A 24,048-nucleotide genomic window follows, 5' to 3' on the forward strand; every position below is an offset into this window, starting at 1 on the left:
AACTTCGCATGAACTGCTCTTCGGTTAGTGTACCTCCAGCCCCAAAGCTCAAGTGTTTGCTCTAAAACGTTAAGATATCATAATGGGTTACTGATAATTGATAATAGCTGATGATAGCTGACACCCACTCTAAATCGATACACACCAATGGTTGTACCTTTGGCCTAAACACGAGTTTTTTAGGCTATTAAAACACCAAAATAAATACGATTTCATTGAGTGTAATAAAATCCTATTCGTAATGGGTATAACTTGGCGTTATTATTAAAAGGTGCTTTTTCACTTTTCTTTGAGTGGTAAGCTATTTGATAACTCCTCAAGCTTGTCGTTAATATCTTTGATTTGGTGCTCATCACTTACTGACTTTTTAACTTCATTAAGCGCCATTTTATACGCCACATCTAGGGCGTTAGTCTGTGGTATTTCAATATGAGGTTTAACGCCAATCGCTTCCCAGTTTGTTTTCGTTTTTGGATTAATGGCCTTCGCTATAGGAATACCAGCTCTAAAGCCACTTCCTAGTTCATAAAACTGCCAAGGATTTGCGCCACCTTTCGTTCTTTCCCCAACCAATGTAGCCCGCTCTAGGTGTTTTAAGTTATAAGCAAACTCCTCTGCTGCGGAAAACGTGTCATTACTCGTGAGTATGTAAATGGGAGTGTCCAGATGAATTGAACCGTTAACATTAGCAAAAGTACGGTATTCACGGGTAGAGTCAGTCACGCGCGAATAAATGCTATTTAAGTGGGTGTTTGGCTTTAAAAAATAACTACTAATAAACTGCACCATTTCAGCGCTGCCGCCCCCGTTATTACGAAGGTCAAATATAAGGGTATCTGCATTTGATACAAACCCCATAACACTTTCTACTACACTTTTTGAATTTTTCGATAACTCAGCAAATCCCCAAAAGTCAACATAACCTATATTGCCATCGAGTACTTCAACTCGATTAAAGCCTGAATTTTTCCGACTTAATTTGGTAAACCAGGGTTCACGCTTTGTTTTATTATTCTGGCTTTTATTAGGGTTTTGCCATTGTACAGTAAAGTGCTTGTCAAACTTTTGCAATTCTGCGGTTAATAGCGAGGCAAATTGTTCTTGTGACTGACTGCTAGTAAATTCAGAACTTGTTTTCAGCACGGTAAGAGCATCTGAAATTTTATCTATCTTTTTTACTTCAACATATTGTTGCTCAATGTTATCTGTAAGCGCATTCAATATATGATTTTTATCAATATAACTGATATCAGCATGTGCCAGTGGGGAAAAAACAATAAAACCCCATATTATAATGCCACTCTTAAATTCCATCTTTTTCCTTTATTAGCATAATTATATAGCCTATATTCTCGGGCTAAAGCTAGTACTAAGCAGCAAAACCCTGTTTTGGTTACACTCTTTCTAAAGAGCTTTTTAGTTTTCATCACTTTAAAAAAGGTTACTAATAGTTTTAACTGCCTCTTTTATTAAAGTTATTTAATTTAATAAAAGCTATTTTTATTGCTCCCCCTTGAACACAACTATATCAATAGTTCTAAACTGATTTATATATTTTAGGTCATACTAAATTTAGCTAATCAATATACCTGTTGAGAACACCAAGCACACATAGTAAATACCTTCCCCTAAGCACTATCAAACATATTGAAATAACGTTGCGCATGCTCCTGTTTTTGAACTTCGGGGGTTCGACTTATCACTCAATCTCCACCCCGCTCTACACAAAAACTGACTTTTGCGCCACCGCTTGGGTTATTGCCCAGTTTAAGCTGTCCACTGTGGTTTTCAATAATAATGCGAGACAGCATCAAGCCTATGCCACTGCCATCGGCTTTGGTGGTATAAAATGCTTCCGCGGCTTCGTTTAGGTTAGAGAAACCGGGGCCTGTATCTGTGACCGAAAACACTAATTTATCAGCACCTACGGTGATATTGAGTGTAACTTCTGGCGAAGGCGTGCACGCTTCATGAGCGTTATTAATAAGGTGGCAAAGTACCTGTTTTATTTGGCTCGTATCAAAAAAACCGAGCAGGTCGGCTGTGCTCTCTATCTTTAGTTGCGGGTAGATACTTTGTAGCTGAGCGCAAAACTCATTGAGCGCGACAATTTGCTTGTGCGCAGGAGGCAGTTTGGCAAGGGAGGCATAGTTGCCCATAAAAGATTTAAGGTAACTGGCACGCTCGTTAATAAGTGCAAGTCCACTGCTAAATCTATCAATATCAATATCTCCATTTAAGCGTTTGGTGAGGCTACGTGCTACCGTACCAATTGGCGCCAAGGTATTATTGATTTCATGGCTTAAAATACGAACAAAGCGCTGTAAGGCATCCTTTTCTTGTTGATATAAAATACTATCGAGTTGCTTTAGCACCAGTAAAGTATGGGGCTTATTCGCGATGTAGCAGCTATCATGTTCGAGTAAAAAAGCATGTTCTACACCACTTAGCATGACAGAGACTTTCCCTTGTTTTCGCTCTGCTTGTAATGATTGAAACCAACCAGATACGTCGTCTTTATAGCAATCTAGAAACGTTCGCTCTGCGTAGCTGTTAGCAAATGCCACTTTTTGACTGTCAAATACAATGAGCGCACAGTCAATCTTTTCAATAATTTGCTTTAGCAGGTCGCTGTGCTCTGCAAGCGCCCGCTGATCAGCTTGCATAGTTTGTGCTAGTGCATTTACATGCTCAACAGTTGAATGCAATTGTCTATCTTTTGCGTGTACAGCCCTTAGGGCATAATCACCTTGGCGGAGCGATATCAGCAACGTGTCTATCAAATTTATGGTATGCTGCCTCGTTGAGCCAAAGTGATAAGCCAATAAAACACCGCACGCTATAAATATCAAATCAACAAGTACAATCAATGTTATTGGGTAATGATGGATCATGAGCAGCACATTTACGATAACAAGTAGTAACGCATTGAGTAGCCAATGTCCAAATCGATAAAACACTTAAGCCGGCTCCTATTCGTATTTATCCATTTTGCGATACCAAGCACTACGAGACAAACCAAGACTTTTGGCTGCTTTTGAAACATTACCACCATGAAACGCTAAGCGGCTAAACAGTGCCTGCTCTACAATTTCATCCAGCGTTAAATCGTGATTCTCGGGTATAACTGACGTACTTTTTGTTGTTGAGTGAAGCGACTGGTCTGAGGCGCTATTGAGTGCCAAGTCACTGGCAAAAACTTTAGCGTTTGCACACGTGAACACAACCCGTTCCATCATGTGTTTTAATTCTCTTACATTACCCAAAAACTCATATTGATTAAGCGCTTTGACTGCACAAGGCATTAAGCTCGCGAGTGGTTTTTTATAATTATGACTAAACTGGGATAAAAAGCGTTCTGCTAGTGGCAAAATATCTTCAGGACATGATCTTAACGGCGGTATTTCTACTTCAACCGTATTGAGTCGGTAGTAGAGGTCTTGGCGAAACGCTTGATTGGCGATAGCATCATGAAGTTTGCTATTAGTCGCCGATATGATTCTGGCCGTATTTTCCAAAACTTTGTGGCTACCAACAGCAGTGTATTTTCTCTCCTCTAAAACCTGTAACAGCTTTGCTTGCGAGCGTAGTGACAAGTTAGCAATTTCATCTAAAAATAATGAGCCGTTACTCGCGAGCGTAAATGCCCCAACCCTATCTTCTTTGGCATCTGTGAACGCGCCTTTTTTGTGCCCGAATAATTCAGAATTAAACAGCTCATCGCTCACTGCCCCCATATTAATTGAGATAAAACTGCCATCTGCGCGTCGAGAATGCTCATGTATATACTGCGCGTAATAGCTCTTTCCCGTGCCATTTTCACCAGTGAGCAAAATATTCATCTCACTTTGCGCTAACTGCGTCAGTTGCGCGAGCACTCGCTGTTTGTGTTCGCTTTGTGTAACAAAGTTAATTGACCGCTGAGTCTTTTTAAGGCGTTCATTTTCAGCGGAAAGGCGTACTAAGTCTTGTCTGTCAGCACGCTTCTCAATGTGTACTTTTATGCTGTGAGCAAGGCGCTCATCGTCCCAAGGTTTTTCGATGAAATCCGCTGCACCTTGCTTGAGGGCATTCACAGCGAGATCTAACGTCGCCCAGCCAGTCATCACTACTATCGGTAAAAGTGGGTCGATTTGCATCAATTGGTAGATTGCCGCAAGGCCTTCTTTACCACTGGTCGTATCTTGGGTAAAGTTCATATCCAATAACACCAAGTCTACTTCTTGCGTACTCACATAATCAAACGCTGCATCTGGTGTTACGACGCCATGGCAAGTATAGCCTTCATCTTCAAGTAAAAACTTCAGACTCGCTTGAATATCAAGCGAATCATCTACTATGAGCACCTTTTTCACATTATTATTCCATTCTTAAGCTAACCGCAGGTTGGACTTTTATGCAGCGCTTCACCGGCACGTATAACGCAAAGCACACCGCCGCAAATACCAGCAACAAAGTCACTGTACCTGCGCCGAACATTACGCTGAATGGCACAACACCACGGAAAAAGTCTACCGCAAGATAACACAAGATATAGAAAATTAATGCAGAAATCATCAAGCCAGTTAAGGTATGGGCAAGGTTTTTCTTGATAAATAACAACATGATCTGACCATCTTTTGCCCCTAAAGTACGGCGAATACCTATTTCATGTCCAGACTTATTTATCGTACTTAACCCCATGGCGTAAATACCAATTAAAGAAAGCGTCAATGCAAACCCACCGACAATCAAAAACACATAAATGATGCTAGTGAAAGCCCCCATCATAGAACGGTGGTTGTCGTAGTGATCAAAGATATAGCTGGTTTCGAGCTTGCTTGAGAGCCTACTTAACACGCGATAGAAGGCTTCGTAACTTTGGCTTGGCGGCAACTCAGTAATGAACTTAACCGCCATTGCATTTTCCTTTGGCGCATATTGATGAAAACTAAAATAGACTTCATGACGACGATCGCTGGCAACAACGTTCATTTCATCCACAGCAATACCAACTATTTTAGCGCTTGGCCATTTTGCATCACGTAACATCAGTGAGCGACCCAATACTTCCCCACTGCCGAACAGAGCCTCTGCGAGAGACTGGCTAATGATCACGACGGGCGCAGCTTCTGTGTTGTCTTGTGCTGTGAAGTTCCTACCGCTTTGCAACTCGCGCTTAAACAGATGAGATACCGCTTCAATATTTATGATTTTATCGGTATACACTTCGCCCTCGCTTGTTAGCACATCAAGCTCCATCTCACGTTGATACACGCGCCCTTCTTTAAATGCAGGATCCAATGTCATTCCCACGACTAATGCGCTTGCCATTTCGACCGATTTATCACTCGAAAACTCGCTTTCTGTTTGAAATTGCAACTCAGTTGAGTACACCCCTTTGAGAGCTTCGCCGTCAATATTTCCCGCCATAGAATACATCACATAGCCTATGGTGCTCGATGCCATCAGCATAAAGCTCACTAAGATCACCTGCAAAGACAGTAGGCGTTTTGACATCAATCCCGCTTGTTTTCCGGTTGCACCTCGTGTGCCGTCTCGCAGTACATCATTGATGTTAAAATTAGCGGTTTTCACCGCAGGTAACAGCACTGCAATAGCAAATACCAAGCTTATCAGCAGTAGTGACACCAAGATGGTGACTGCATTTAGCTGCCAATACCACCAGTACGGCATTTTGCCACCAAACATCATATTCATAAAAAAGTTCAGCGCTCGCAAACCGAGGTCTGTTAATAATAGCGCCACAACCCAACTGCTAACGCAGTAGACCAAGCCCTCGCAAGCATGCTGCTGAACCACCCTTAATTTTTTCGCGCCAATCGCGGCCCGAATAGCCGACTCTTTTTGTCTCTCAATGATTTTGGCAAAAAGTAAGTTACCAATGTTAATTGAGGAAATAAGCAAAATAAGTACGATACCAGCCATAAACAAGGTAAATATAAATACCGCTTCACCATCGGTGTTGTATTCCACCAAGGTCATAGATTCAACACGAACAGCTTTATCTACCTCAAGCGCTGACTGACTAACGCGCTGCTTTGCATAATCAGTGAAGAATAAACTTAAACGCTGCTCAAGCTTTGCCTCTATCGTCTTATTTGGCATCTTATAAATAATATCGATGACATCAGCCGGTGCAGTGTTATTGCCCTTAAGAGGCAGCCAAAGTTTAGAAAATATCGGGAAGTTATTGTGTTTGGGCATCACACCGATTATCTCGTAAGGCTTTTGGTCAACGACCATCGTGCGCCCTATAACATCTTTGCTACCTTGAAATAGATGCAACCAGAGATAGTCTGAAATCACGACCACATTTTGGGCAGCTCCCACAAAGTCATCAGCAGTATAAAATCGCCCAAGTGCTGGTTTAATATCCAGAAACTGAAAAAAGCGTTCATCAACATAGGAGCCTCGATAATGACTGCCTCGTTCAGCGTCACTTACCCAAACACTCGCTGGCGCAATATAAAGCCACTCCTCAAGTTGTTTAACTTCATCAAGTTCTCGTAGTTGTGGCAGCATGCTGTATTCAAAGCGATTTTGCATGCTGATAGGGTTACGAACCTTAAAGATCCTGATTTCTGGGCTGCCACTGCCCACTTGGCTATGTGAAAATGCCACCGTATAAATATAATTAAAACCAATCAAAGATATGGTCAAACTACCAACCATGATAAACATCATCAATAACGTGAAGCGCATTGATTTGGCGATATTTCTCAGTGCATAACGAAAGTCTAGAAGTAATCCCATACTAAGCTCCAACGACTTTGCTTGCGCGCTCAAGCTGCTTTTTGTCTCTTAAAATTGTGCCATCTAGCATAGAGATAACACGGCTAGCGTAAGTCGTAGATTCGATATCATGCGTTACCATACAAATCGTTTTGCCAGCAGCATGAAGCTCGCTTAATAACCCTAACACTTGCTGTGCATTGTGTGAGTCCAAATTACCGGTCGGCTCGTCCGCAAGGATCAAATCTGGTGAATTAATCAAGGCTCTTGCAACCGCAACACGCTGTTGCTGTCCGCCTGACAGCTGAGAAGGAAAATGATTGATGCGGTTTTCTAATCCCACCATCGACAGCGCATCTTTGGCTTTTTGCTCCATTTCTTTTTGGCTAATGCCGCCGATATAAGTCAACGGTAACATGACATTTTCGAGCACGTTTAAATCACTGATAAGATTAAAGGCCTGAAAAATAAAACCGATATGATTGGCACGAATATGAGCACGCTCGTCCGAGTTTAAATTAAACGCTTGGTTACCACTGATAAAGTACTCGCCGTTACTTGGCTCATCAATCAAGCCCAAAATTGACAGTAACGTTGACTTGCCGCACCCTGACGGTCCCGTGATAGCCACAAACTCGCCGGGCTCTACTACGAGATTAATACCATCTAGCGCTTGCGTTGCAATTTCGTCTGTGTGAAATCGCTTTTCGATGTTGTTGAGTTGAATAACTGAGTTCATAATGATGTCCTGTTAACGCACTAGCACTTGGCTATCTTGAGTGTATTTTTCCATATCGGAAATGATGATAGTCTGATTTTTATTAAGGCCTTCAAGCACTTCTATATAGTTTACCGAACGCTGACCAAATTTAACTGTTTTTTTCGTCGCCAAATGTTTATCAACAACAAAGACACTGGCTTGATTATTTGCCACGGCATTGGCAGGCATGGCAACAAAAGTAGCGTTTGATTGATGACTGGTCACAATTACGCCTTCAATATTGAGCTTGTCTCTGGCTTCTCTTGGCAGTGTATTTGTGATGCTTAGCTCCACCTCCACTTGGCCATTTACCACCTTTGGAGAAACACGATTAACAACAGCACCAAAACGAGAGGTGTAGGTGTCTATCATCGCTTGTTGCCCAACTTGTACCTGTGGTGCATCTAATTCAGCGACATTAATTTTAGCGACTAGTAAGCGGGGATCAGCGACCTCAGCTACTGAGCTGGTGCTAGCTAGCTGCATGCCTAATTCAATAAATACATCTTGAATTTGACCTGTGATGGGCGCACGCACTTTAAGCGCAGTAATGTTCTCTTTAAGCAGCTTAATTTCAGAATATAAACTGGCTTGCTCGGCCTGCTGAGCGGTCATTTTCGCTTGCAACACAGCTTGCTGAGTAGCGACGCTGGTTTGTTGTAATTCAACTTGTTTTTGACTGCGCTGCATTGCAAATTCGCTGCGCTGATGGTCAAGCATGGAAATGGTACTGTTACCTTTGTCTATCAAGGTTTTTTGTGCTTGCCACTGGGCTTTTTCAGCTTTATAGGCCAACAAAGCGTCGTAGTGAGCCGTTTTTGCTTGCTGTACTTTCGCTTGCAATTCAGCCAATTCAGCTTCGTGTTGTGCTATCGTTTTGCTCAGCAAGCTTTGTTTTTGAGTCAATGTTTGATGTAAAGCAGGGTTTTCTAGTCGCGCAATTATCATCCCTTGCGTGACCATTTCTCCAGGCTTTACCAAGACCTCAACCACTTTCCCTCCGCTGATACTAGTTACCAAGTGGCGTTTCTCTAGTACTAAACTACCCAGCCCCTTCACACTCAGCTCAAACTCTCCTTGCTGCACTTTGGCGACGATTAATTCATCTTGAAAAACCACATTCGACGCGCTTTGTGTATATGCTTTGGTGAAAACGACCAAGCCCCCGACAAGTAGCGCAATAACCAGCAACACCACTTTAGTCATTGGTAAGCGCTGAGTTTTTGCTAGTTTTATATCCATACTCTGTACTCCTCTTTAAGAATACAGGATATAAATCAAGTTTCAGGCCATTATTTTTTTCATTAATAATCAATACGATAAACTATTTCAGTAGAAAATAAGATAGCAGGTGTGTCGAAAGTGAGACACAGTAATTAAACAATCTGTCTCGAAACTGGAACAGTTCAAAAAGCGGGAAGCAAGAATCCGGAGCATCCGTGCTGTAATTCAAAAATGTTTGGTGGTGTAACTGACGAGTAATGCTTGAAATTACTCGGAAAGCTTGAGCATTAACCTAAACTAGGGATAATAATACCAATTTGACTCAATACTTGCTCAATTTGAAGGAGTAAATCTGACGCTAACAGCGTTAAAAATTTCTTATTTAGAACAACTAAATAGCAAAATTTTTGCCTTGCCTACAGGACGTAGGTACCTCGGCGTGAGCAGGACGCGGTAGCGGGGTTATCGATAAGATTTTCTCACCTCAAAATAGACCACTTAATTAAGAAAATTGGTATAACTTGTTCTTTAGCAGCTGTTATCACTTACTACTGCGTTCACTTTTTTGCAATAGTATGGTTAGCGCTTAGACGGGTGGTGTGTTTTAGTTTCTGATGTGTGCATTCGCTTTGTGCAGTTAACAATGACTTCTCGCTTTTCGTCTTCGCTAAAGCGACTCCAGCTGGTGATTTCTTGCAGTGTCCTAAAACAGCCAACACACACATCGTTATCGTCCAAACAGCACTGCCTTACGCAAGGGGAGTGGATAAAGTAATCATTTAAATTTGCCATCAAAGGTTCCTAAAACATCCCTAAAATCGATACCTCGAGTGTACTATTTGACAAGATCCTTTTCTAATAATAGTAAAGTTTTATTATTGTGTTGTAGTGAATCAAATTGACTGTACCCTTGTTTTTGATAAATGTGTAATGCTCGCTTATTTTTGGCAAACACATCCAACCAAATACGTACCATCTGTAATTCAACTAATACATACGCTTCCATCAGCTGCAGCGCTTTTTGCCCAATACCCATTCCTTTTTTGCTAACAACAATACGGCGAAATTCGACGCTATTTTTATCTGGTTCAGCAGCCAAAAGTATAAAACCAACTATCTCATCTCCGTCCTGTATATTCAAATAATAGACATTAGGCTCAATAAACAATTGTTGATGAGCCGTTAGTGTACTACTCAAAATAAACTCTGTATTTTCCTGCGCGCTTTCCATTTCACATAAAATTGCCAATTCTACAAACTTACTTGGTACTAGCTTTATCATCTTCTTTAACCTGAATTTAGGATAGTTAGTTAACTTCTCTTATTTCCTCTTGACACGACGAGGCACATCAAACCTGTGCCACCGTCATTGAGCCGTGAATATAACCATTACTTAAGCAATTTCGCATTCAGATCATTGATAAAATCCGCATTGTTCAATCTCGTATCTTGCGTCACCAACCAAGCTTCAAGTGTATCAATGCTCGCTGATTGATAAAGCGTTGCTAGGTAGTTTTGAAGCGATATATTAAGCTCATCACACAGCGTTTGCAGACACACCCAAACTGCTTCAGGCATTTCTATGGATTTCCTATGTTTTTTTAGTTGCGAGTGTTGAAACATGCTTAAGAGCCCAACCAATCCCAGCGCACTCTTTTCGTCTAAAGGAGCTATCTGTTGAGTTTGTATAAACTTGGGAGGTTTGGGGAAATCAAATATGAACTCAGGTGAGCTGTTATTACAGTACTGGTACTTCACTTCTGCACCAACTGATAAATTCGTAGCTTCACATGGAATAGTAAAAGGAACGTTAAGACTACTCTCATGCTCACCGAGCATGTGCTCTTTATACACAGTAATATGCGTATTCAACTTAAAGCCGTCGCCTGGCTCATACTCCTCAGGGATCGTTAACGTTCCAGTCAATACCGAGCTATCTCCTTCACTTAATTTTTTAACGGTTGCGCGCTGCAAATTAAAAAACTCACCGACTTGAACCTCAGCATCGCTTCTTTTTAATGTGGCAAAAAGCGCTATCGACTCGGGGATCAACACGCCATCTTCTTGCAAATATGGGAATAAATGCTTAAAGATCCATACTTGTGGCTCCCTTTTTAGGAGGGCCGTCATCGTTTCCGAAATAATAATATCGAATTTCTCTGCATCTCTTGGCTGCCATTTTAGTGCATCGGTGCACACCACTTCATCAATGCAATGTACAACATCCAGCTTATCAATAAGTTGCTGTACTGCTGAAACATTCTCTTTATGTATGTCGAGTAATGTTGCTCGAACTGGTAAGTCGGGGAGCATAGCGAGTAAAGGAACAAGCAAGGTTGCATAGGGGCCTGTACCTGCGTATAAAATACGTACTTCAGATAAGCCTTGGTTTAGCTTGTCTTCTATCGCAGCTTTTACCCCCTGCATAAAGACAAGGCTTCGCAATTGTTCTTGAGTGCACTTAGCTGCTTGCACAGGGGAAATTGCAACGCCAAACTCGGTGTTCACATTACTCCAATCATTCATATCAAACTCAGTTTCAATGCCTGTCAGTTCACCTAGAACTTGAGTGAATGCTTGAAATAACACACTTAAATTTGCAGTATGTTTGTTCGCGGCAAAAATGCTATTCAGCAAATCCCGCTTAAATTCTTGAAGTTCCATTGTTTTCCTTGAAGTACGCTCAGATACATTATTAAAGCACTAAAACACTACTTTACAGTATCTTTGACCCTTTTCTTATATTGTTTTTTAGATCAACTCTGTTTTTGTTTCTGATCAATGATGGCGCTGCAACTGCTGTTAAACTGAGTACTCTGAGGCTTGCAGAAAGTTACACAACATACTGTTTTGGGATTTAACTTGGTATTGTCAGCAACTCAGATTAACTATATTTAGCCACCCAATCAAGGAGCAACATGATGAAAGCTGCGTTAGTGCATCAATTTAAACAGCCACTAGAAATTCAAGAAGTTGAAAAGCCTGAGCTCACCCAAGGGTCGGTCATTGTAGAAATTGCCGCCTGCGGTGTCTGCCATACAGACTTACATGCGTGTCACGGTGATTGGCCGGTAAAACCAAAATTACCACTAGTACCCGGTCATGAGGGTGTTGGTACGATTATCGCAAAAGCTGACGATGTCAAACATCTGGCCATTGGAGATAGAGTCGGCATACCTTGGCTGCATAGTGCCTGTGGTCACTGCGAGCACTGCCTCAAAGGCGATGAAAACTTATGTCCAGATCAACTAAATAGTGGTTACTCTGTGGATGGCGGATATGCTCAATTTTGCAAAGCTGACGCAAACTACGTCATAAAAATTCCAGCAGGCCTATCGTTTGTTGATGCTGCGCCATTGTTTTGTGCGGGTGTCACTACCTATAAAGCGTTAAAAGTATCACAAGCCAAACCGGGAGAGTGGGTGGCTATTATTGGTGTTGGTGGCCTCGGTCACTTAGCTGTGCAATATGCCAAAGCCATGGGGCTAAATGTGGTTGCAGTGGACACCGGTGAATCAAAGTTAGCGCTTGCAAAGGAGCTTGGCGCTGATTTATGTATCGACTTTCAACACCATGACCCCGCACAAAAGATGCAAAAGCAACTTGGCGGCGTCCAAGCCGTAATTTGTACCGCGGTCTCAAAGCCAGCCTTTACGACATCATTTAACAGCGTAAAGCGTGGAGGTACATGCGTTTTAGTTGGCTTACCACCTGAAGAAATGCCAATCCCGATTTTTGATACTGTACTTAAAGGTATCAGTGTAGTTGGTAGTATCGTGGGTACCCGTCAAGATCTCACTGAATGCTTACAGTTTGCCGCTGAGGGCAAAGTAAAGGCCATTATTGAAACCAAACCACTTGAGCAAATCAATGATATATTCGATGATATGCTTAACAGCGAGATTAACGGAAGAGTTGTGCTTACCTTTGACTAACCTGTGCAGGCGTGCTGAACACGATTCCATTTAGCACAATAAGGAATAACAGCTTGGGCGCGCCAGTTGTTATTCCATGTTTGAATCATGTCATATGAGTATTAATACTTTCTACGCAAAAAATAACCCATACAGTACCAGCAGTACTAACGTTAATGAAAAACCATATCGAACACGCTTTAGCACGGTCTCATCTTTCAATGTTTTAAAAATCACACCACCTAATGCCAGCCACATTGTGTCGACCACTATCGCCACCACATAGCAAATACTGGCAGCAAGCAAAGTAGCAACTAGATTTGAACTTGCAGGCACTGAAGCAGTTGCAAAAATAGCGATACAAGCCGCGTAAGCTTTGGGGTTAAGGAGGTTTAAAATAAACCCATCTTTAAAGCTAGGTAGCTGTGCGCCAGTTTTATCAAGCGCCGAGTTGTTTGCTGCAATTTTATAGGCGACGTAAATTAAGTAGGCCGCTGCAAGCCACTTTAGCACGAGCGTCACCTGAGGCTGACTTACCAGCAATCCAGCCACTCCCGTAGCCGCACAAATCACTGCTACTAACAATCCCGCCAAAATACCAGCTAAGAACGGGAAACCTTTTTTCACACCTTGGCTGGCGCCAGCTGCCGCAAGTGCTAGCGGCGCAGGCCCTGGTGAGCCAAGCAACACCGCAGTTGTAATTCCCACAGAAAGTAGAGCTTCGAACATCATCTTATCCTTATGATTTTTTATATTACGAGTTCGCTTGATAGATACCACAGACGTAGCCAAGCGACTGGCACACCTTCACGACCAAGCAATAACTCGGGAGTTTTCTTATATTGAGAATAAGGCTCTTGGGAACAGAGCCTTTAATTAAGTGTGGAGTTACGCCTCTGGGACGCGAACAAAGCCTTCCATTAGCACGCGAGCGCTGCGGCTCATGACGGCTTTTTTAGCTTGCCAACGGCCAGACTCTTGCTGTGCTTGCGCGCCAACCTTTAAGGTGCCTGATGGGTGCCCAAAGGTCACTGAGTTAAGATCACCGCCACCTGCAGCTTCGTTAACTAGGGTGCCAGGAATTGCCGCCGCGGTTGCTATCGCCACAGCGGCTGTGCCCATCATCGCATGGTGCAGTTTACCCATAGATAAGGCACGAACGTTTAAGTCGATGGTATTGGCTTCCACCGCTTTACCGCTCGATGCAGCATAAGATTTAGCGGGTGCAACAAAAGCAATTTTGGGGGTATGTTGGCGAACTTTCGCTTCGTCAATATGACCTATCAACCCCATTTTCACTGCGCCATAGGCACGGATCTTTTCAAATCGCTCAAGTACCGCTGAGTCTCCATTAATCGCTTCTTGTAACTCTGTACCTTCATAACCTAAATCGGCAGCACGGAAAAAAAGCGTTGGGATCCCGGCACTAATCATGGTCACTTCAAAGGTGCCTTCATCAGGCACAGTTAACGTATCGACGAGATTGCCCGACGGAAACATATCAACATCTGGGTCGCTTGGATCCATAAACTCAACCACCACTTCTGCTGCTGGGAAAGTTACGCCATCCAGTTCAAAATCGCCCGTCTCTTGCACTTCTCCATTGCTGATAGGAACATGCGCCACTATGGTTTTGCTAATATTCGCCTGCCAGATTTTAACGACAGCAACACCGTTCTCTGGCACTTTATGCGCGTCGACTAAGCCATTGCTGATTGCAAATGCCCCCACTGCAGCCGTTAAATTGCCACAGTTTCCGCTCCAATCAATAAATGGTTTGTCGATAGCAACCTGACCAAAAAGATAATTCACATCATGGTCGGCTTTGTCGCTTTTACTTAAGATCACTGTTTTACTGGTACTGGAAGTGGCTCCCCCCATACCATCGGTATGTTTACCATAGGGATCTGGGCTGCCAATTACACGTAACAGCAAGTTATCTCGCGCTTCACCCGGTTGCTGCGCGTACTCGGGTAAATCCATTAAATTGAAGAACACCCCTTTAGAGGTGCCACCACGCATATAAGTGGCGGGAATTTTAATTTGCGGCTTAAATTGACTCATGGTTACACACCTTCCGCTTCAAGGAAGTCTTGAGCAAAGCGTTGTAACACGCCGCCAGCAGAGTAAATAGATACTTCTTCAAAGGTATCTAAGCGACAAGTCACAGGCACCTCTACACGCTCACCACTTTGACGATTAATCACAAGAGTTAAAGTAGCACCTGGTGCCGGTTCCCCCTCAACGTCATAGGTTTCTGTACCATCGAGTTCAAGCGTTTTACGGGTTGTGCCCGCTTTAAACTCAAGCGGTAATACTCCCATACCGATTAAGTTGGTACGGTGAATACGCTCAAAGCCTTCTGCTGCGATAACTTCAACTCCAGCCAAACGTACACCTTTTGCAGCCCAGTCACGAGACGAACCTTGGCCGTAATCCGCGCCAGCAACGATGATCAGCGGTTGCTTACGCTCCATGTAGGTTTCGATGGCTTCCCACATTCTGGTGACTTTGCCTTCAGGCTCAACACGCGCCAGTGAACCTTGTACTACTTCACCGTTTTCTACCACCATTTCGTTTAACAGTTTGGGGTTGGCGAATGTCGCACGCTGCGCCGTTAAGTGATCACCTCGGTGTGTCGCGTATGAGTTGAAATCTTCTTCTGGTAAACCCATTTTGGCCAGATATTCACCCGCCGCACTACTTGCCAAAATCGCATTCGATGGTGACAAATGATCCGTCGTGATGTTATCGCCTAAAATCGCTAATGGACGCATGCCTTTCATGGTACGCTCACTCGCCAGTGCCCCTTCCCAATAAGGAGGGCGACGAATATAAGTACTCGTTGGACGCCACTGATAAAGAGGGTCGTTGTCTTCACCATAGTCTACCGTGAGGTCAAACATTGGTTCATAAACGGCGCGGAACTGCTCTGGTTTTACGCTTTCTTTGATCACCGCATCGATTTCTTCATCGCTTGGCCAGATATCTTTAAGTGTGACCGGATTACCTTCTTGGTCACGACCAAGCACGCCATTTTCAATATCAAAACGCACAGTGCCTGCAATTGCATAAGCCACAACCAAAGGCGGTGAAGCTAAGAAGGCTTGCTTTGCATAGGGGTGAATTCGACCGTCAAAGTTACGGTTACCCGATAACACCGCGGTTGAATACAAATCACGGTCAATCACTTCTTGTTGGATTTTCGGGTCAAGTGCACCACTCATGCCATTACAAGTTGTACAAGCAAAAGCAACGACACCAAAACCGAGCTGCTCAAGCTCAGGCAGGAGCTTTGCCTCTTCCATATAAGAGCGTACCGCTTTTGAACCCGGTGCAAAAGACGTTTTCACCCAAGGTTTACGAGCAAGACCTAATTTATTGGCATTACGTGCTAGTAAGCCTGCGGCAACTACATTGCGTGGATTACTGGTGTTAGTGCAGCTGGTGATAGCAGCAATGATCACCGCACCATCTGGCATCAAACCATCTTGTGGCGCTTCAATCTCTTTGACGATACCTTGATTGGCAAGATCGTTAGTTGCAACGCGGCGATGTGGATTTGACGGCCCTGCTATATTACGCGTCACTGTCGACAAATCGAACTTAAGTACACGCTCATACTGCACTTTTTGTAAAGAATCAGCCCAAAGCCCAGTTAACTTAGCGTATTTTTCCACCAACTTGATTTGCTCGTCATCACGGCCTGTGAGCTTCAAATAATCAATGGTTTGCTCATCGATGTAGAACATGGCCGCGGTTGCGCCATACTCTGGTGTCATGTTTGAAATTGTCGCACGGTCACCTAAATTAAGGTCTTGCGTACCTTCACCGAAGAATTCTAAGTAGCTAGAAACGACGCGCTCCTTACGCAAAAATTCAGTAATCGCCAATACGATATCCGTTGCGGTGATCCCCGGTTGGCGTTTACCAATGATTTCAACCCCGACAATATCAGGCAATCGCATGTAGGACGCCCGACCAAGCATCACGCTTTCCGCTTCAAGGCCACCCACGCCAACGGCAATAACGCCGAGTGCATCTACGTGTGGCGTGTGGCTGTCGGTACCAACAAGTGTATCTGGAAAAGCAACACCGTCGCGCGCTTGAATAACCGGTGACATCTTTTCTAAGTTGATTTGGTGCAAAATACCATTGCCCGGCGGGATCACATCGACGTTTTTAAATGCCGTTTTAGTCCAGTTGATAAAGTGAAAACGGTCGTCATTTCGACGGTCTTCAATCGCGCGGTTTTTCTCAAACGCATCTTCTTCATAACCAGCATGCTCTACTGCCAAGCTGTGATCGACAATCAGCTGAGTCGGCACAACAGGGTTGACTTTAGCTGGATCTCCGCCTTTTTCAGCGATAGCATCACGTAAACCCGCAAGGTCGACTAATGCAGTTTGACCCAAAATATCATGGCAAACTACACGAGCAGGAAACCACGGAAAGTCCAAATCGCGACGACGTTCAATAATTTGTTCAAGATAATCATTGAGTTTTTCAGGCTCAGCGCGGCGCACTAAGTTTTCAGCAAGAACACGTGAGGTATAAGGTAAAGTCTCGTAGCTACCTGATTTTATGGCTTCTATTGCCTCTTTTGTATCGTAATAGCAAAGCTCAGAATCAGGTAAACGTTTACGGAATTGAGTATTCATAACAACTTCCAACAATCTGTGACGGAGAACAGGCGGCCATGACGACCGCCAGAATAGACTTGAGTCGTGCTCGTTTAACGCTCAGAAATAGCAGGAACCGGACGTAATTCTTCGCCAGTGTATTCTGCTGATGGACGAATGATACGGTTGTCCGCGCGCTGCTCCATAACGTGTGCAGCCCAACCTGTTAAGCGTGACATAACGAAGATTGGAGTGAACAATTTAGTTGGGATTTTCATAAAGTTGTATGCTGAAGCATGGAAGAAATCGGCATTACAGAATAGCTTTTTCTCGCGCCACATTACTTCTTCACAGCGTACAGACACGGGGTAAAGTACAGTATCCCCCACATCTGCTGCTAGCTTTTCAGACCAGCGTTTGATGATTTCGTTACGAGGGTCTGACTCTGAATAGATAGCGTGACCAAAGCCCATGATCTTTTCTTTACGCTCAAGCATGCCCATCATTTCTTGCTCTGCGTGATCCGCAGATTCAAAGCGCTCAATCATTTCCATTGCCGCTTCGTTTGCACCACCGTGAAGTGGGCCGCGTAGAGAACCAATCGCACCAGTAATACATGAGTGCATATCAGAAAGCGTTGAAGCACAAACACGGGCGGTAAAGGTTGATGCGTTAAACTCGTGCTCGGCATAAAGGATAAGCGACACGTGCATTACGCGCTCATGCAGCTCACTTGGCTTTTCACCATGAAGTAGGTGTAAGAAATGAGCACCAATTGAGTCGTCATCCGTCTCCACGTCGATACGAACGCCATCATGGCTAAAACGATACCAGTAGCAAATAATACTTGGGAAGCTCGCTAACATGCGGTCGGTTACTTTACCTTGCTCGTCAAAGCTTGCTTCACCTTCAAGGTTGCCAAGCATTGAACAGCCAGTACGTAATACGTCCATCGGGTGTGCGTCAGCAGGAATACGTTCTAATACTTCTTTTAACGCCTGCGGCAAACCGCGCATTGCTTTTAGCTCACTTTTATATGCGTCCAGTTCAGTTTGATTTGGTAAGTTACCTTTAAGGATAAGATGAGCCACCTCTTCAAACTGACAATTTTCAGCTAGGTCCTTTACATCGTAACCACGATAAGTCAAACCTGAGCCCGACTTACCTACCGTTGATAGTGCTGTTTTTCCCGCTACTTGACCACGAAGGCCCGCGCCACTTAGTACTTTAGCCATATTATTGTCTCCTGAATTTTTTACCTGCTGGGTATTGATATTTTGTGCTGCTGAGTAACCCCAGCAGCTTTAATTTTTTACTTATTTTTACCTTCGGCGAAAAGTGCATCGAGCTTTTGCTCATACTCGTGATAACCAAGGTAATCATACAAATCCATACGGGTTTGCATGGTATCGAGTACCGCTTTTTGGTCACCGTTTTCTAAAATGGACTGATATACCAACTCTGCCGCTTTATTCATCGCTCTGAACGCACTCAATGGGTAAAGCACCATGTCTACCCCCCACTCTCCTAGCTCAGCCTTATTCCAAAGCTCAGTCTTGCCAAACTCAGTGATATTCGCGAGGATGGGCACATCAAGTGCTTCGCTGAATGCGCGATAGTGTTCTTCTGTTTGTACCGCTTCTGCAAAAATGCCATCCGCGCCTGCTGCAACATAAGCTTTTGCACGCTCAATTGCCGCCTCTAGCCCTTCTTGTGCAAAAGAATCTGTTCTTGCCATGATGAAAAAGTCAGGATCGGTGCGCGCATCGACTGCTGCTTTAATACGGTCAACCATTTCTTCTGTCGACACGATTTCTTTATTCGGGCGGTGACCACAACGCTTTTGCGCCACTTGGTCTTCCATGTGTACCGCTGCAGCCCCTGCTTTTTCCATATCTCGAACGGTTTTAGCAATGTTAAATGCACCGCCCCAGCCAGTATCAATGTCAACCATCAAAGGAAGATCACAGGCAGAAGTAATTCGACTTACATCAGCAATTACATCATTTAAAGATGTCATTCCTAAGTCAGGCAAACCATATGAGGCATTAGCAACGCCACCACCTGAAAGATAAATAGCTTGATGGCCAATCTTTTTTGCCATTATCGCGCTGTAAGCATTAATAGTTCCGACAATTTGTAACGGCTTATTGGCTTTTAGTGCCTCACGAAATTTTTTTCCTGCGCTCATGATGATGTTCTCTCTTATATATGTGATTGATTGCTTGCTAACTTGGCTGCGATATTATTTTTAGAATATTGAATATGTCGACGCATCAATATTTCTGCCAGCTCTGGGTCGCGGTTACTGATTGCACGAACAATATGTTTATGCTCGTCAAATGCAGTGGTAACCCGAGGCCCTGCCATCCCTAACTGTACGCGATACATGCGCACTAAGTGATATAAACCATTGACCAGCATAGAGATGAGGCTAGCATTTTTACTGCCAAGGATAATGCGGTAATGAAAATCAAGGTCACCCGCTTCCTGATAGTAAGAGTGTTGATTTTTGACCTCATCGAATTGGCTCGACAGAAGACCTTCTAAATCTTGTACTTCACCCTCGGTCATGTACTGTGCAGCCAGTCTTGCTGCCATCCCCTCCAGCGCCTCTCGAATTTGATAAAGCTCCATCAAACCTTCTGGTGTAAGGGTAACAACACGTGCTCCAACGTTGGCTTTACGTTCAACCAAGTGACATGACTCCAAACGATTAATTGCCTCACGAACAACCGCTCTACTGACCTCGTATTTTGTCGACAATTCCATTTCGCTGAGCTTGGAACCAGCAGCTATCTCTCCTTCGACAATTTCCTTTCTCATACGAAAGAATGCTTTATCAGAAGAAGTAACTGCTTGTTCGTCTAGAAAGCTCATCATTAGTTAGTCAGTCATCGTTTTTTAAGTTGTAGACAATATAGTGTTAGTTGACGTTAACGTCAACTAACAAAAATACAAATTGTCGACAATTCTTAATATAGACACTATTCACCAATTTTATGATGTATTAAAACTTACCGTTGATTCATTCATCACGTACAGAGGTAACGACAACATTCATTGCGCAGGATAACAATTCTGCATATTATGATATGTAATAGGACAAAAGGCTGACCATTAGCAATGTGGCGTTACCCCCTCATCACAACAATATTTCTGCTGGCAACAGGCCTTGCCAACGCACAGTCTTATTCTGTGTTGGTGTATCATGGCGCAAACCCACCCTATTATTTTGAAGAGAAAGGCAAACCAACAGGCATATTTGTCGACATTTTTCAGGAGCTGAGCAACCTGACCTCACATCAATTTAACTTTATTCCACTTTCTGTCGCCAGAGGACAACGTTACTTTGATGGTGGTAATGTAGATATCGAACCCGGCGTAAACCCAGTTTGGCGTAAAGCCGCTAGAGTACCCGGCATATATAGTATTAACTACGCGTTTTCAACAGAGGTGCTATTAGGACGAAAAGCAAACTGCAAGGGAAAGCAACAACCTGAACACTTTTATGGTGCGCTCGTCGGCAAGGTAAGAGGGTACCACTATGACACATTCGAAGAGCACCTAGGCAAAGATAAGATCTCCATTTACGAGAATATTTCTGAAAAAGAACTCCTCGCGCAGCTTGAGCATAACCGTCTAGATTATATTATGATTGGCGCAGAAACCGCGGATTATTATATCTCTCAGCAACCTAAATATCGTGATTTTTCCCCTTGCTTTAGAATAAGCCGCTTGCCGGTGCACATGCGCTTCCAACCTCATTTGACACAGCTAAATCTGGAAATAAACACGGCGCTGAGCCGCATGATTAATGACGGCAAAATAAAGGCCATTTATGCTAAATATAAAATAACGCATTGATGGCTAGAGCTGCAGCTTCACGTCTTGCTCACGATACCAATGGTCAGGTAGTCCATCTTCTAGAAAAAGAGTAGTATTAGCTACTCTTAATTTACTCACGTTACCAAATAACCAAGGAAAAAACTTGATAGAACGTATTGAAACTAAACAACGAATGAGCCGCATAGTTAAACATAACGGGACAATTTATCTATGTGGTCAAGTCTGTAAAGATGCCGAGCAAGGGATAAAAGAACAAACCGAGACCATGCTTGAAAAAGTTGACGAACTGCTTATTCAGGCGGGCAGCGACCGCAAGCACATCCTTTCTGCAACAATTTATATTAAAGACATGAAATATTTTGCTGAAATGAACGAAGTATGGGATGCGTGGGTACCGCAAGGGTATGCACCTGCACGTGCTTGTGTTGAAGCGAGCATGGCTCGTGATGCTTTGCTTGTTGAGATTTCGGTAGTCGCTGCAGAAATCTAGCTGATAAATTAAGGTAAGTGCGATTAACATTGCACTTATCTGTCATATCTGGCTCTTCGATACCGGCAAAGCTTGGCAATAACACCAACCCAGATTTCCTCACGTCATTAGATTCTATTTGCTGTTAGTGAGCATAAGCTGATGCATTTCTTCATTGCCTTAATCTTGCAGGTTTGAGCTCTAATAATTTCGATTTTTAAATACCATGGGTGTGAGCAGCATAATTACTAAGATTATGAACGCTATTGTAAAACCAACTTGCTGAACCATATTAGCACCAGAAAAACACATCAAAGTGGCTATCGTCAAAACAGCAATTTGAGCAAACCCAATTAAGCCTCTTTTCCCACGGTTTCCATCCCCCTTAAACACCCAAAACAGAATAATGGGTAGCGATAAAGCAAGCAAAATAAGTAAGGGAAAAAGCAACCCTGATGCTGCGTGTACCATCTACATTTCCTATTTACCTATGCTAACGTTAAGTAATGAGCCGCTAAACTACTATACTGACAGCACGGAAGTTAATTCAAAATAGTACCAAACGTTCCATTGAAAATGTTGCGCTACTCGATACTTTCCACAGCCACCAAATTAAGACCTTCACTCGCTGTTGGCGCTTCAAAGTATTGGGTTACATGATGAAATACAGCTTCTGTATCAAACATTGACCTTTCTGGTTGTTCTACCCGACGCATAGCGATTTGAGATAAACATTGCTCGTCGGTTAACGCTAGATACCAGAGCTCATAATCACTATTTACTTCAGAACATAGTGATACGAACCATGACCTTTGCTTGACAGTATTTGCTGGGAAATCCATAACAACATTAACCCCAATACTTAATAAGTTTTGCACATGAGATTTAACAAAAGGTTTAATGAGGTTTGAGTACTGAATGTAATCATCAAAAGTTTGAATTTGAGAAGGATAATGCGCTGACAACCAATCATCTTCTGAAATTAAAATTGCATTATTTACAGTAGCGACTGTCTGAGACTTTGTCGATTTCCCCGCCCCCATCTTGCCACAGAAAAAGAACAGCTTTCCTTTATTTTCCATATTTTCTCCATTTGTACTTAGCAATCACTTAATTGGTAAAAAACACTTTTGTGTAGAGTTGCCTTAGCTTTCTTTGAATTATACATCATCGCTACCCCACTATAAGTGGTGCCTACTTCTTGGGCAACCCCTGTAAATAGCACGCTAAGCGAAAAGTGTAACCCCCCTTTACAATTACTTCTGGCTATAGCGATAAATTTGGCAACTTGGATGTTTCAACCAACTTTGCCAACGTGATTGATATCGCTTAAGCCACATTTCACTGGCTTTTTCATTCGTTTTTGCGTTTATATTAACTTGCAAAGCAAACTGTGCAAGGTCGTCAGAATTAAAGGTCATACTTTGTAAAATCGCAAAGGCGCACGGTTGTGAGCGAACAAACGCGCTTGACGCTATTTTCTTTATCCAACCATCACGAGGGTTTCCACAGTCATGTAAAAAATCTTTATTAATGCCCCATTGTGGCTGAGTTCCACACTCTATTGTATAAGGTGGAAACTCTACAAAATAGCCAGCATAACGTGCTTCCACCCAGTTTGGGGTCCAATTAAATATTAAAATAGGCTTTTTGTTTTTGTACGCATCTTTTAGGACGCGCACCAGTGAAAAGTCGTCAGGTAAGTTTTCGACTCTATAATTCAGGTTTAATGCTCTAATTCTCGCTGAATCGTTCTTTTCCCATGGACCGTTATAATATACACCTCTTGGATCACCACCTTCGCTAAATAAATGTACACAATCGTTTAAAGCTCGCCAATCAGGTAGCTTGGGGCATAATTTTGCGACATAATCCGGATACCACCACTCTTCTCGTGTAGAAATAGGATACGTACCCGCCTGCTGAATATCACCCGAATGCAGCAATTGTTCTAGTTTATCTTCCATTGTGCCTTGCCATACCTCAACTTGCACATCAGCATGGTTATATTTTAAGTAATACCACTGCCCTACGGTTGGCAAAGAAATAAACTGTGACTGAATTCCAGCGTGCTTGAGCAAGCTGGCATAAATATTAGACACCACCAATTGGCTTGCCCAATCATTAACAATGATGCGTACTGGTTCTGCATGAGCAAAAAACCCTCCACATAAATACAGTAGTCCTCCTAAAGCCACGCGCTTACATCGTAAAGTATTCATATTGAATCAAGCAAACAGTGTACATTTATTAAGTTATAGCTGCTCGGCTCTAGATTGTGAACTTAAACCATTAGCAAACACACATCAATGCGTAAATCACATTCATCCACTTCGAAGATCAGATTTACGTGTTCAAAAAAATATAGACTGTTCGGCAAACAGGTCGGCGCTTTGTGGTAACCACTGTTCATAATGCCTATAAAATCATATTGTCTAAATTACCATGGCTACCAATATAGGTAGACTTCGCGAT

General features: G+C 43.1%; 20 protein-coding genes. 3 read left to right on the forward strand and 17 right to left on the reverse strand.

The window, feature by feature from the left end:
- Positions 1 to 279: 279 nt before the first annotated feature.
- The 9 genes from J8Z24_RS19900 to J8Z24_RS19940 all read right to left on the reverse strand — a co-directional run bounded on the left by J8Z24_RS19900 (position 280) and on the right by J8Z24_RS19940 (position 11,383).
- The gene (locus J8Z24_RS19900) at positions 280 to 1,314 is read right to left on the reverse strand and encodes a S41 family peptidase (protein ID WP_252095712.1); all 1,035 of its coding nucleotides are present in this window, start codon (positions 1,312 to 1,314) and stop codon (positions 280 to 282) included.
- Between the two features lie 389 nt (positions 1,315 to 1,703).
- Positions 1,704 to 2,960: a sensor histidine kinase gene (locus tag J8Z24_RS19905; protein WP_252095713.1), complete on the reverse strand. Its 1,257-nt coding sequence runs from the start codon at positions 2,958 to 2,960 to the stop codon at positions 1,704 to 1,706.
- 12 nt (positions 2,961 to 2,972) lie between these two features.
- Entirely contained in the window at positions 2,973 to 4,355 is a 1,383-nt protein-coding gene (locus J8Z24_RS19910) for a sigma-54-dependent transcriptional regulator (RefSeq protein WP_176032754.1), read from the reverse strand.
- Positions 4,356 to 4,359: 4 nt separating this feature from the next.
- On the reverse strand, positions 4,360 to 6,756 hold the full coding sequence (locus tag J8Z24_RS19915; RefSeq protein ID WP_176032753.1) for an ABC transporter permease: 2,397 nt from the start codon (positions 6,754 to 6,756) through the stop codon (positions 4,360 to 4,362).
- A gap of 1 nt (position 6,757) precedes the next feature.
- Positions 6,758 to 7,474 (reverse strand): ABC transporter ATP-binding protein, encoded by a 717-nt coding sequence (locus J8Z24_RS19920; protein ID WP_252095714.1) that lies wholly within the window; start codon positions 7,472 to 7,474, stop codon positions 6,758 to 6,760.
- A gap of 12 nt (positions 7,475 to 7,486) precedes the next feature.
- The gene (locus J8Z24_RS19925) at positions 7,487 to 8,737 is read right to left on the reverse strand and encodes an efflux RND transporter periplasmic adaptor subunit (RefSeq protein WP_252095715.1); all 1,251 of its coding nucleotides are present in this window, start codon (positions 8,735 to 8,737) and stop codon (positions 7,487 to 7,489) included.
- A 561-nt stretch (positions 8,738 to 9,298) separates the two neighbouring features.
- The gene (locus J8Z24_RS19930) at positions 9,299 to 9,511 is read right to left on the reverse strand and encodes a DUF1289 domain-containing protein (RefSeq protein WP_176032751.1); all 213 of its coding nucleotides are present in this window, start codon (positions 9,509 to 9,511) and stop codon (positions 9,299 to 9,301) included.
- 43 nt (positions 9,512 to 9,554) lie between these two features.
- Positions 9,555 to 10,001: a GNAT family N-acetyltransferase gene (locus J8Z24_RS19935; protein ID WP_176032750.1), complete on the reverse strand. Its 447-nt coding sequence runs from the start codon at positions 9,999 to 10,001 to the stop codon at positions 9,555 to 9,557.
- A 107-nt stretch (positions 10,002 to 10,108) separates the two neighbouring features.
- Positions 10,109 to 11,383: an SAM-dependent methyltransferase gene (locus J8Z24_RS19940; protein WP_176032749.1), complete on the reverse strand. Its 1,275-nt coding sequence runs from the start codon at positions 11,381 to 11,383 to the stop codon at positions 10,109 to 10,111.
- Between the two features lie 257 nt (positions 11,384 to 11,640).
- Here J8Z24_RS19940 and adhP point away from each other — a divergent pair, with 257 nt between their 5' ends.
- Positions 11,641 to 12,654 (forward strand): alcohol dehydrogenase AdhP, encoded by a 1,014-nt coding sequence (gene adhP, locus J8Z24_RS19945; RefSeq protein WP_128730200.1) that lies wholly within the window; start codon positions 11,641 to 11,643, stop codon positions 12,652 to 12,654.
- Between the two features lie 111 nt (positions 12,655 to 12,765).
- Here adhP and J8Z24_RS19950 read toward each other — a convergent pair whose 3' ends face one another.
- The 6 genes from J8Z24_RS19950 to J8Z24_RS19975 all read right to left on the reverse strand — a co-directional run bounded on the left by J8Z24_RS19950 (position 12,766) and on the right by J8Z24_RS19975 (position 20,135).
- Positions 12,766 to 13,365 carry a LysE family translocator gene (locus J8Z24_RS19950; protein ID WP_252095716.1) on the reverse strand — a complete coding sequence of 200 codons (600 nt, stop codon included), beginning with the start codon at positions 13,363 to 13,365 and terminating at the stop codon, positions 12,766 to 12,768.
- Between the two features lie 156 nt (positions 13,366 to 13,521).
- Positions 13,522 to 14,697 (reverse strand): 2-methylaconitate cis-trans isomerase PrpF, encoded by a 1,176-nt coding sequence (gene prpF / locus J8Z24_RS19955; protein ID WP_252095717.1) that lies wholly within the window; start codon positions 14,695 to 14,697, stop codon positions 13,522 to 13,524.
- A 2-nt stretch (positions 14,698 to 14,699) separates the two neighbouring features.
- A complete protein-coding gene (gene acnD / locus J8Z24_RS19960) occupies positions 14,700 to 17,294 on the reverse strand; it encodes a Fe/S-dependent 2-methylisocitrate dehydratase AcnD (RefSeq protein WP_252095718.1) in 2,595 nt (864 codons plus the stop codon).
- Between the two features lie 74 nt (positions 17,295 to 17,368).
- Positions 17,369 to 18,490 carry a bifunctional 2-methylcitrate synthase/citrate synthase gene (gene prpC, locus J8Z24_RS19965; protein WP_147390583.1) on the reverse strand — a complete coding sequence of 374 codons (1,122 nt, stop codon included), beginning with the start codon at positions 18,488 to 18,490 and terminating at the stop codon, positions 17,369 to 17,371.
- A gap of 77 nt (positions 18,491 to 18,567) precedes the next feature.
- Positions 18,568 to 19,446: a methylisocitrate lyase gene (gene prpB / locus J8Z24_RS19970; RefSeq protein ID WP_147390584.1), complete on the reverse strand. Its 879-nt coding sequence runs from the start codon at positions 19,444 to 19,446 to the stop codon at positions 18,568 to 18,570.
- A 14-nt stretch (positions 19,447 to 19,460) separates the two neighbouring features.
- Complete coding sequence (locus J8Z24_RS19975; RefSeq protein WP_176032818.1) at positions 19,461 to 20,135, reverse strand: GntR family transcriptional regulator; 675 nt, start codon at positions 20,133 to 20,135, stop codon at positions 19,461 to 19,463.
- 246 nt (positions 20,136 to 20,381) lie between these two features.
- Here J8Z24_RS19975 and J8Z24_RS19980 point away from each other — a divergent pair, with 246 nt between their 5' ends.
- Together J8Z24_RS19980 and J8Z24_RS19985 are read left to right on the forward strand one after the other, a co-directional pair.
- The gene (locus tag J8Z24_RS19980; protein WP_252095719.1) at positions 20,382 to 21,122 is read left to right on the forward strand and encodes a substrate-binding periplasmic protein; all 741 of its coding nucleotides are present in this window, start codon (positions 20,382 to 20,384) and stop codon (positions 21,120 to 21,122) included.
- A 124-nt stretch (positions 21,123 to 21,246) separates the two neighbouring features.
- Positions 21,247 to 21,594, forward strand: coding sequence for a RidA family protein (locus J8Z24_RS19985; RefSeq protein WP_128729941.1), 348 nt, complete (start codon positions 21,247 to 21,249; stop codon positions 21,592 to 21,594).
- A gap of 563 nt (positions 21,595 to 22,157) precedes the next feature.
- Here the strand turns inward: J8Z24_RS19985 and J8Z24_RS19990 are convergent.
- Positions 22,158 to 22,655: a P-loop nucleotide/nucleoside kinase family protein gene (locus J8Z24_RS19990; RefSeq protein WP_252095720.1), complete on the reverse strand. Its 498-nt coding sequence runs from the start codon at positions 22,653 to 22,655 to the stop codon at positions 22,158 to 22,160.
- 174 nt (positions 22,656 to 22,829) lie between these two features.
- Complete coding sequence (locus J8Z24_RS19995; protein ID WP_252095721.1) at positions 22,830 to 23,795, reverse strand: ABC transporter substrate-binding protein; 966 nt, start codon at positions 23,793 to 23,795, stop codon at positions 22,830 to 22,832.
- Between the last annotated feature and the right edge of the window lie 253 nt (positions 23,796 to 24,048).

Origin of the sequence: Pseudoalteromonas sp. SCSIO 43201, from assembly GCF_023716725.1 — a bacterium.
GTDB lineage: Bacteria > Pseudomonadota > Gammaproteobacteria > Enterobacterales > Alteromonadaceae > Pseudoalteromonas > Pseudoalteromonas peptidolytica.

Coding starts and splice junctions, on each gene's coding strand:
- J8Z24_RS19900 (WP_252095712.1), bottom strand. CDS start 1,314: ATGGAATTTAAGAGTGGCATTATAATATGGGGTTTTATTGTTTTTTCC.
- J8Z24_RS19915 (WP_176032753.1), bottom strand. CDS start 6,756: ATGGGATTACTTCTAGACTTTCGTTATGCACTGAGAAATATCGCCAAA.
- J8Z24_RS19920 (WP_252095714.1), bottom strand. CDS start 7,474: ATGAACTCAGTTATTCAACTCAACAACATCGAAAAGCGATTTCACACA.
- J8Z24_RS19925 (WP_252095715.1), bottom strand. CDS start 8,737: ATGGATATAAAACTAGCAAAAACTCAGCGCTTACCAATGACTAAAGTG.
- J8Z24_RS19930 (WP_176032751.1), bottom strand. CDS start 9,511: ATGGCAAATTTAAATGATTACTTTATCCACTCCCCTTGCGTAAGGCAG.
- J8Z24_RS19935 (WP_176032750.1), bottom strand. CDS start 10,001: ATGATAAAGCTAGTACCAAGTAAGTTTGTAGAATTGGCAATTTTATGT.
- J8Z24_RS19940 (WP_176032749.1), bottom strand. CDS start 11,383: ATGGAACTTCAAGAATTTAAGCGGGATTTGCTGAATAGCATTTTTGCC.
- adhP (WP_128730200.1), top strand. CDS start 11,641: ATGAAAGCTGCGTTAGTGCATCAATTTAAACAGCCACTAGAAATTCAA.
- J8Z24_RS19950 (WP_252095716.1), bottom strand. CDS start 13,365: ATGATGTTCGAAGCTCTACTTTCTGTGGGAATTACAACTGCGGTGTTG.
- prpF (WP_252095717.1), bottom strand. CDS start 14,697: ATGAGTCAATTTAAGCCGCAAATTAAAATTCCCGCCACTTATATGCGT.
- acnD (WP_252095718.1), bottom strand. CDS start 17,294: ATGAATACTCAATTCCGTAAACGTTTACCTGATTCTGAGCTTTGCTAT.
- prpC (WP_147390583.1), bottom strand. CDS start 18,490: ATGGCTAAAGTACTAAGTGGCGCGGGCCTTCGTGGTCAAGTAGCGGGA.
- prpB (WP_147390584.1), bottom strand. CDS start 19,446: ATGAGCGCAGGAAAAAAATTTCGTGAGGCACTAAAAGCCAATAAGCCG.
- J8Z24_RS19975 (WP_176032818.1), bottom strand. CDS start 20,135: ATGAGCTTTCTAGACGAACAAGCAGTTACTTCTTCTGATAAAGCATTC.
- J8Z24_RS19980 (WP_252095719.1), top strand. CDS start 20,382: ATGTGGCGTTACCCCCTCATCACAACAATATTTCTGCTGGCAACAGGC.
- J8Z24_RS19990 (WP_252095720.1), bottom strand. CDS start 22,655: ATGGAAAATAAAGGAAAGCTGTTCTTTTTCTGTGGCAAGATGGGGGCG.
- J8Z24_RS19995 (WP_252095721.1), bottom strand. CDS start 23,795: ATGAATACTTTACGATGTAAGCGCGTGGCTTTAGGAGGACTACTGTAT.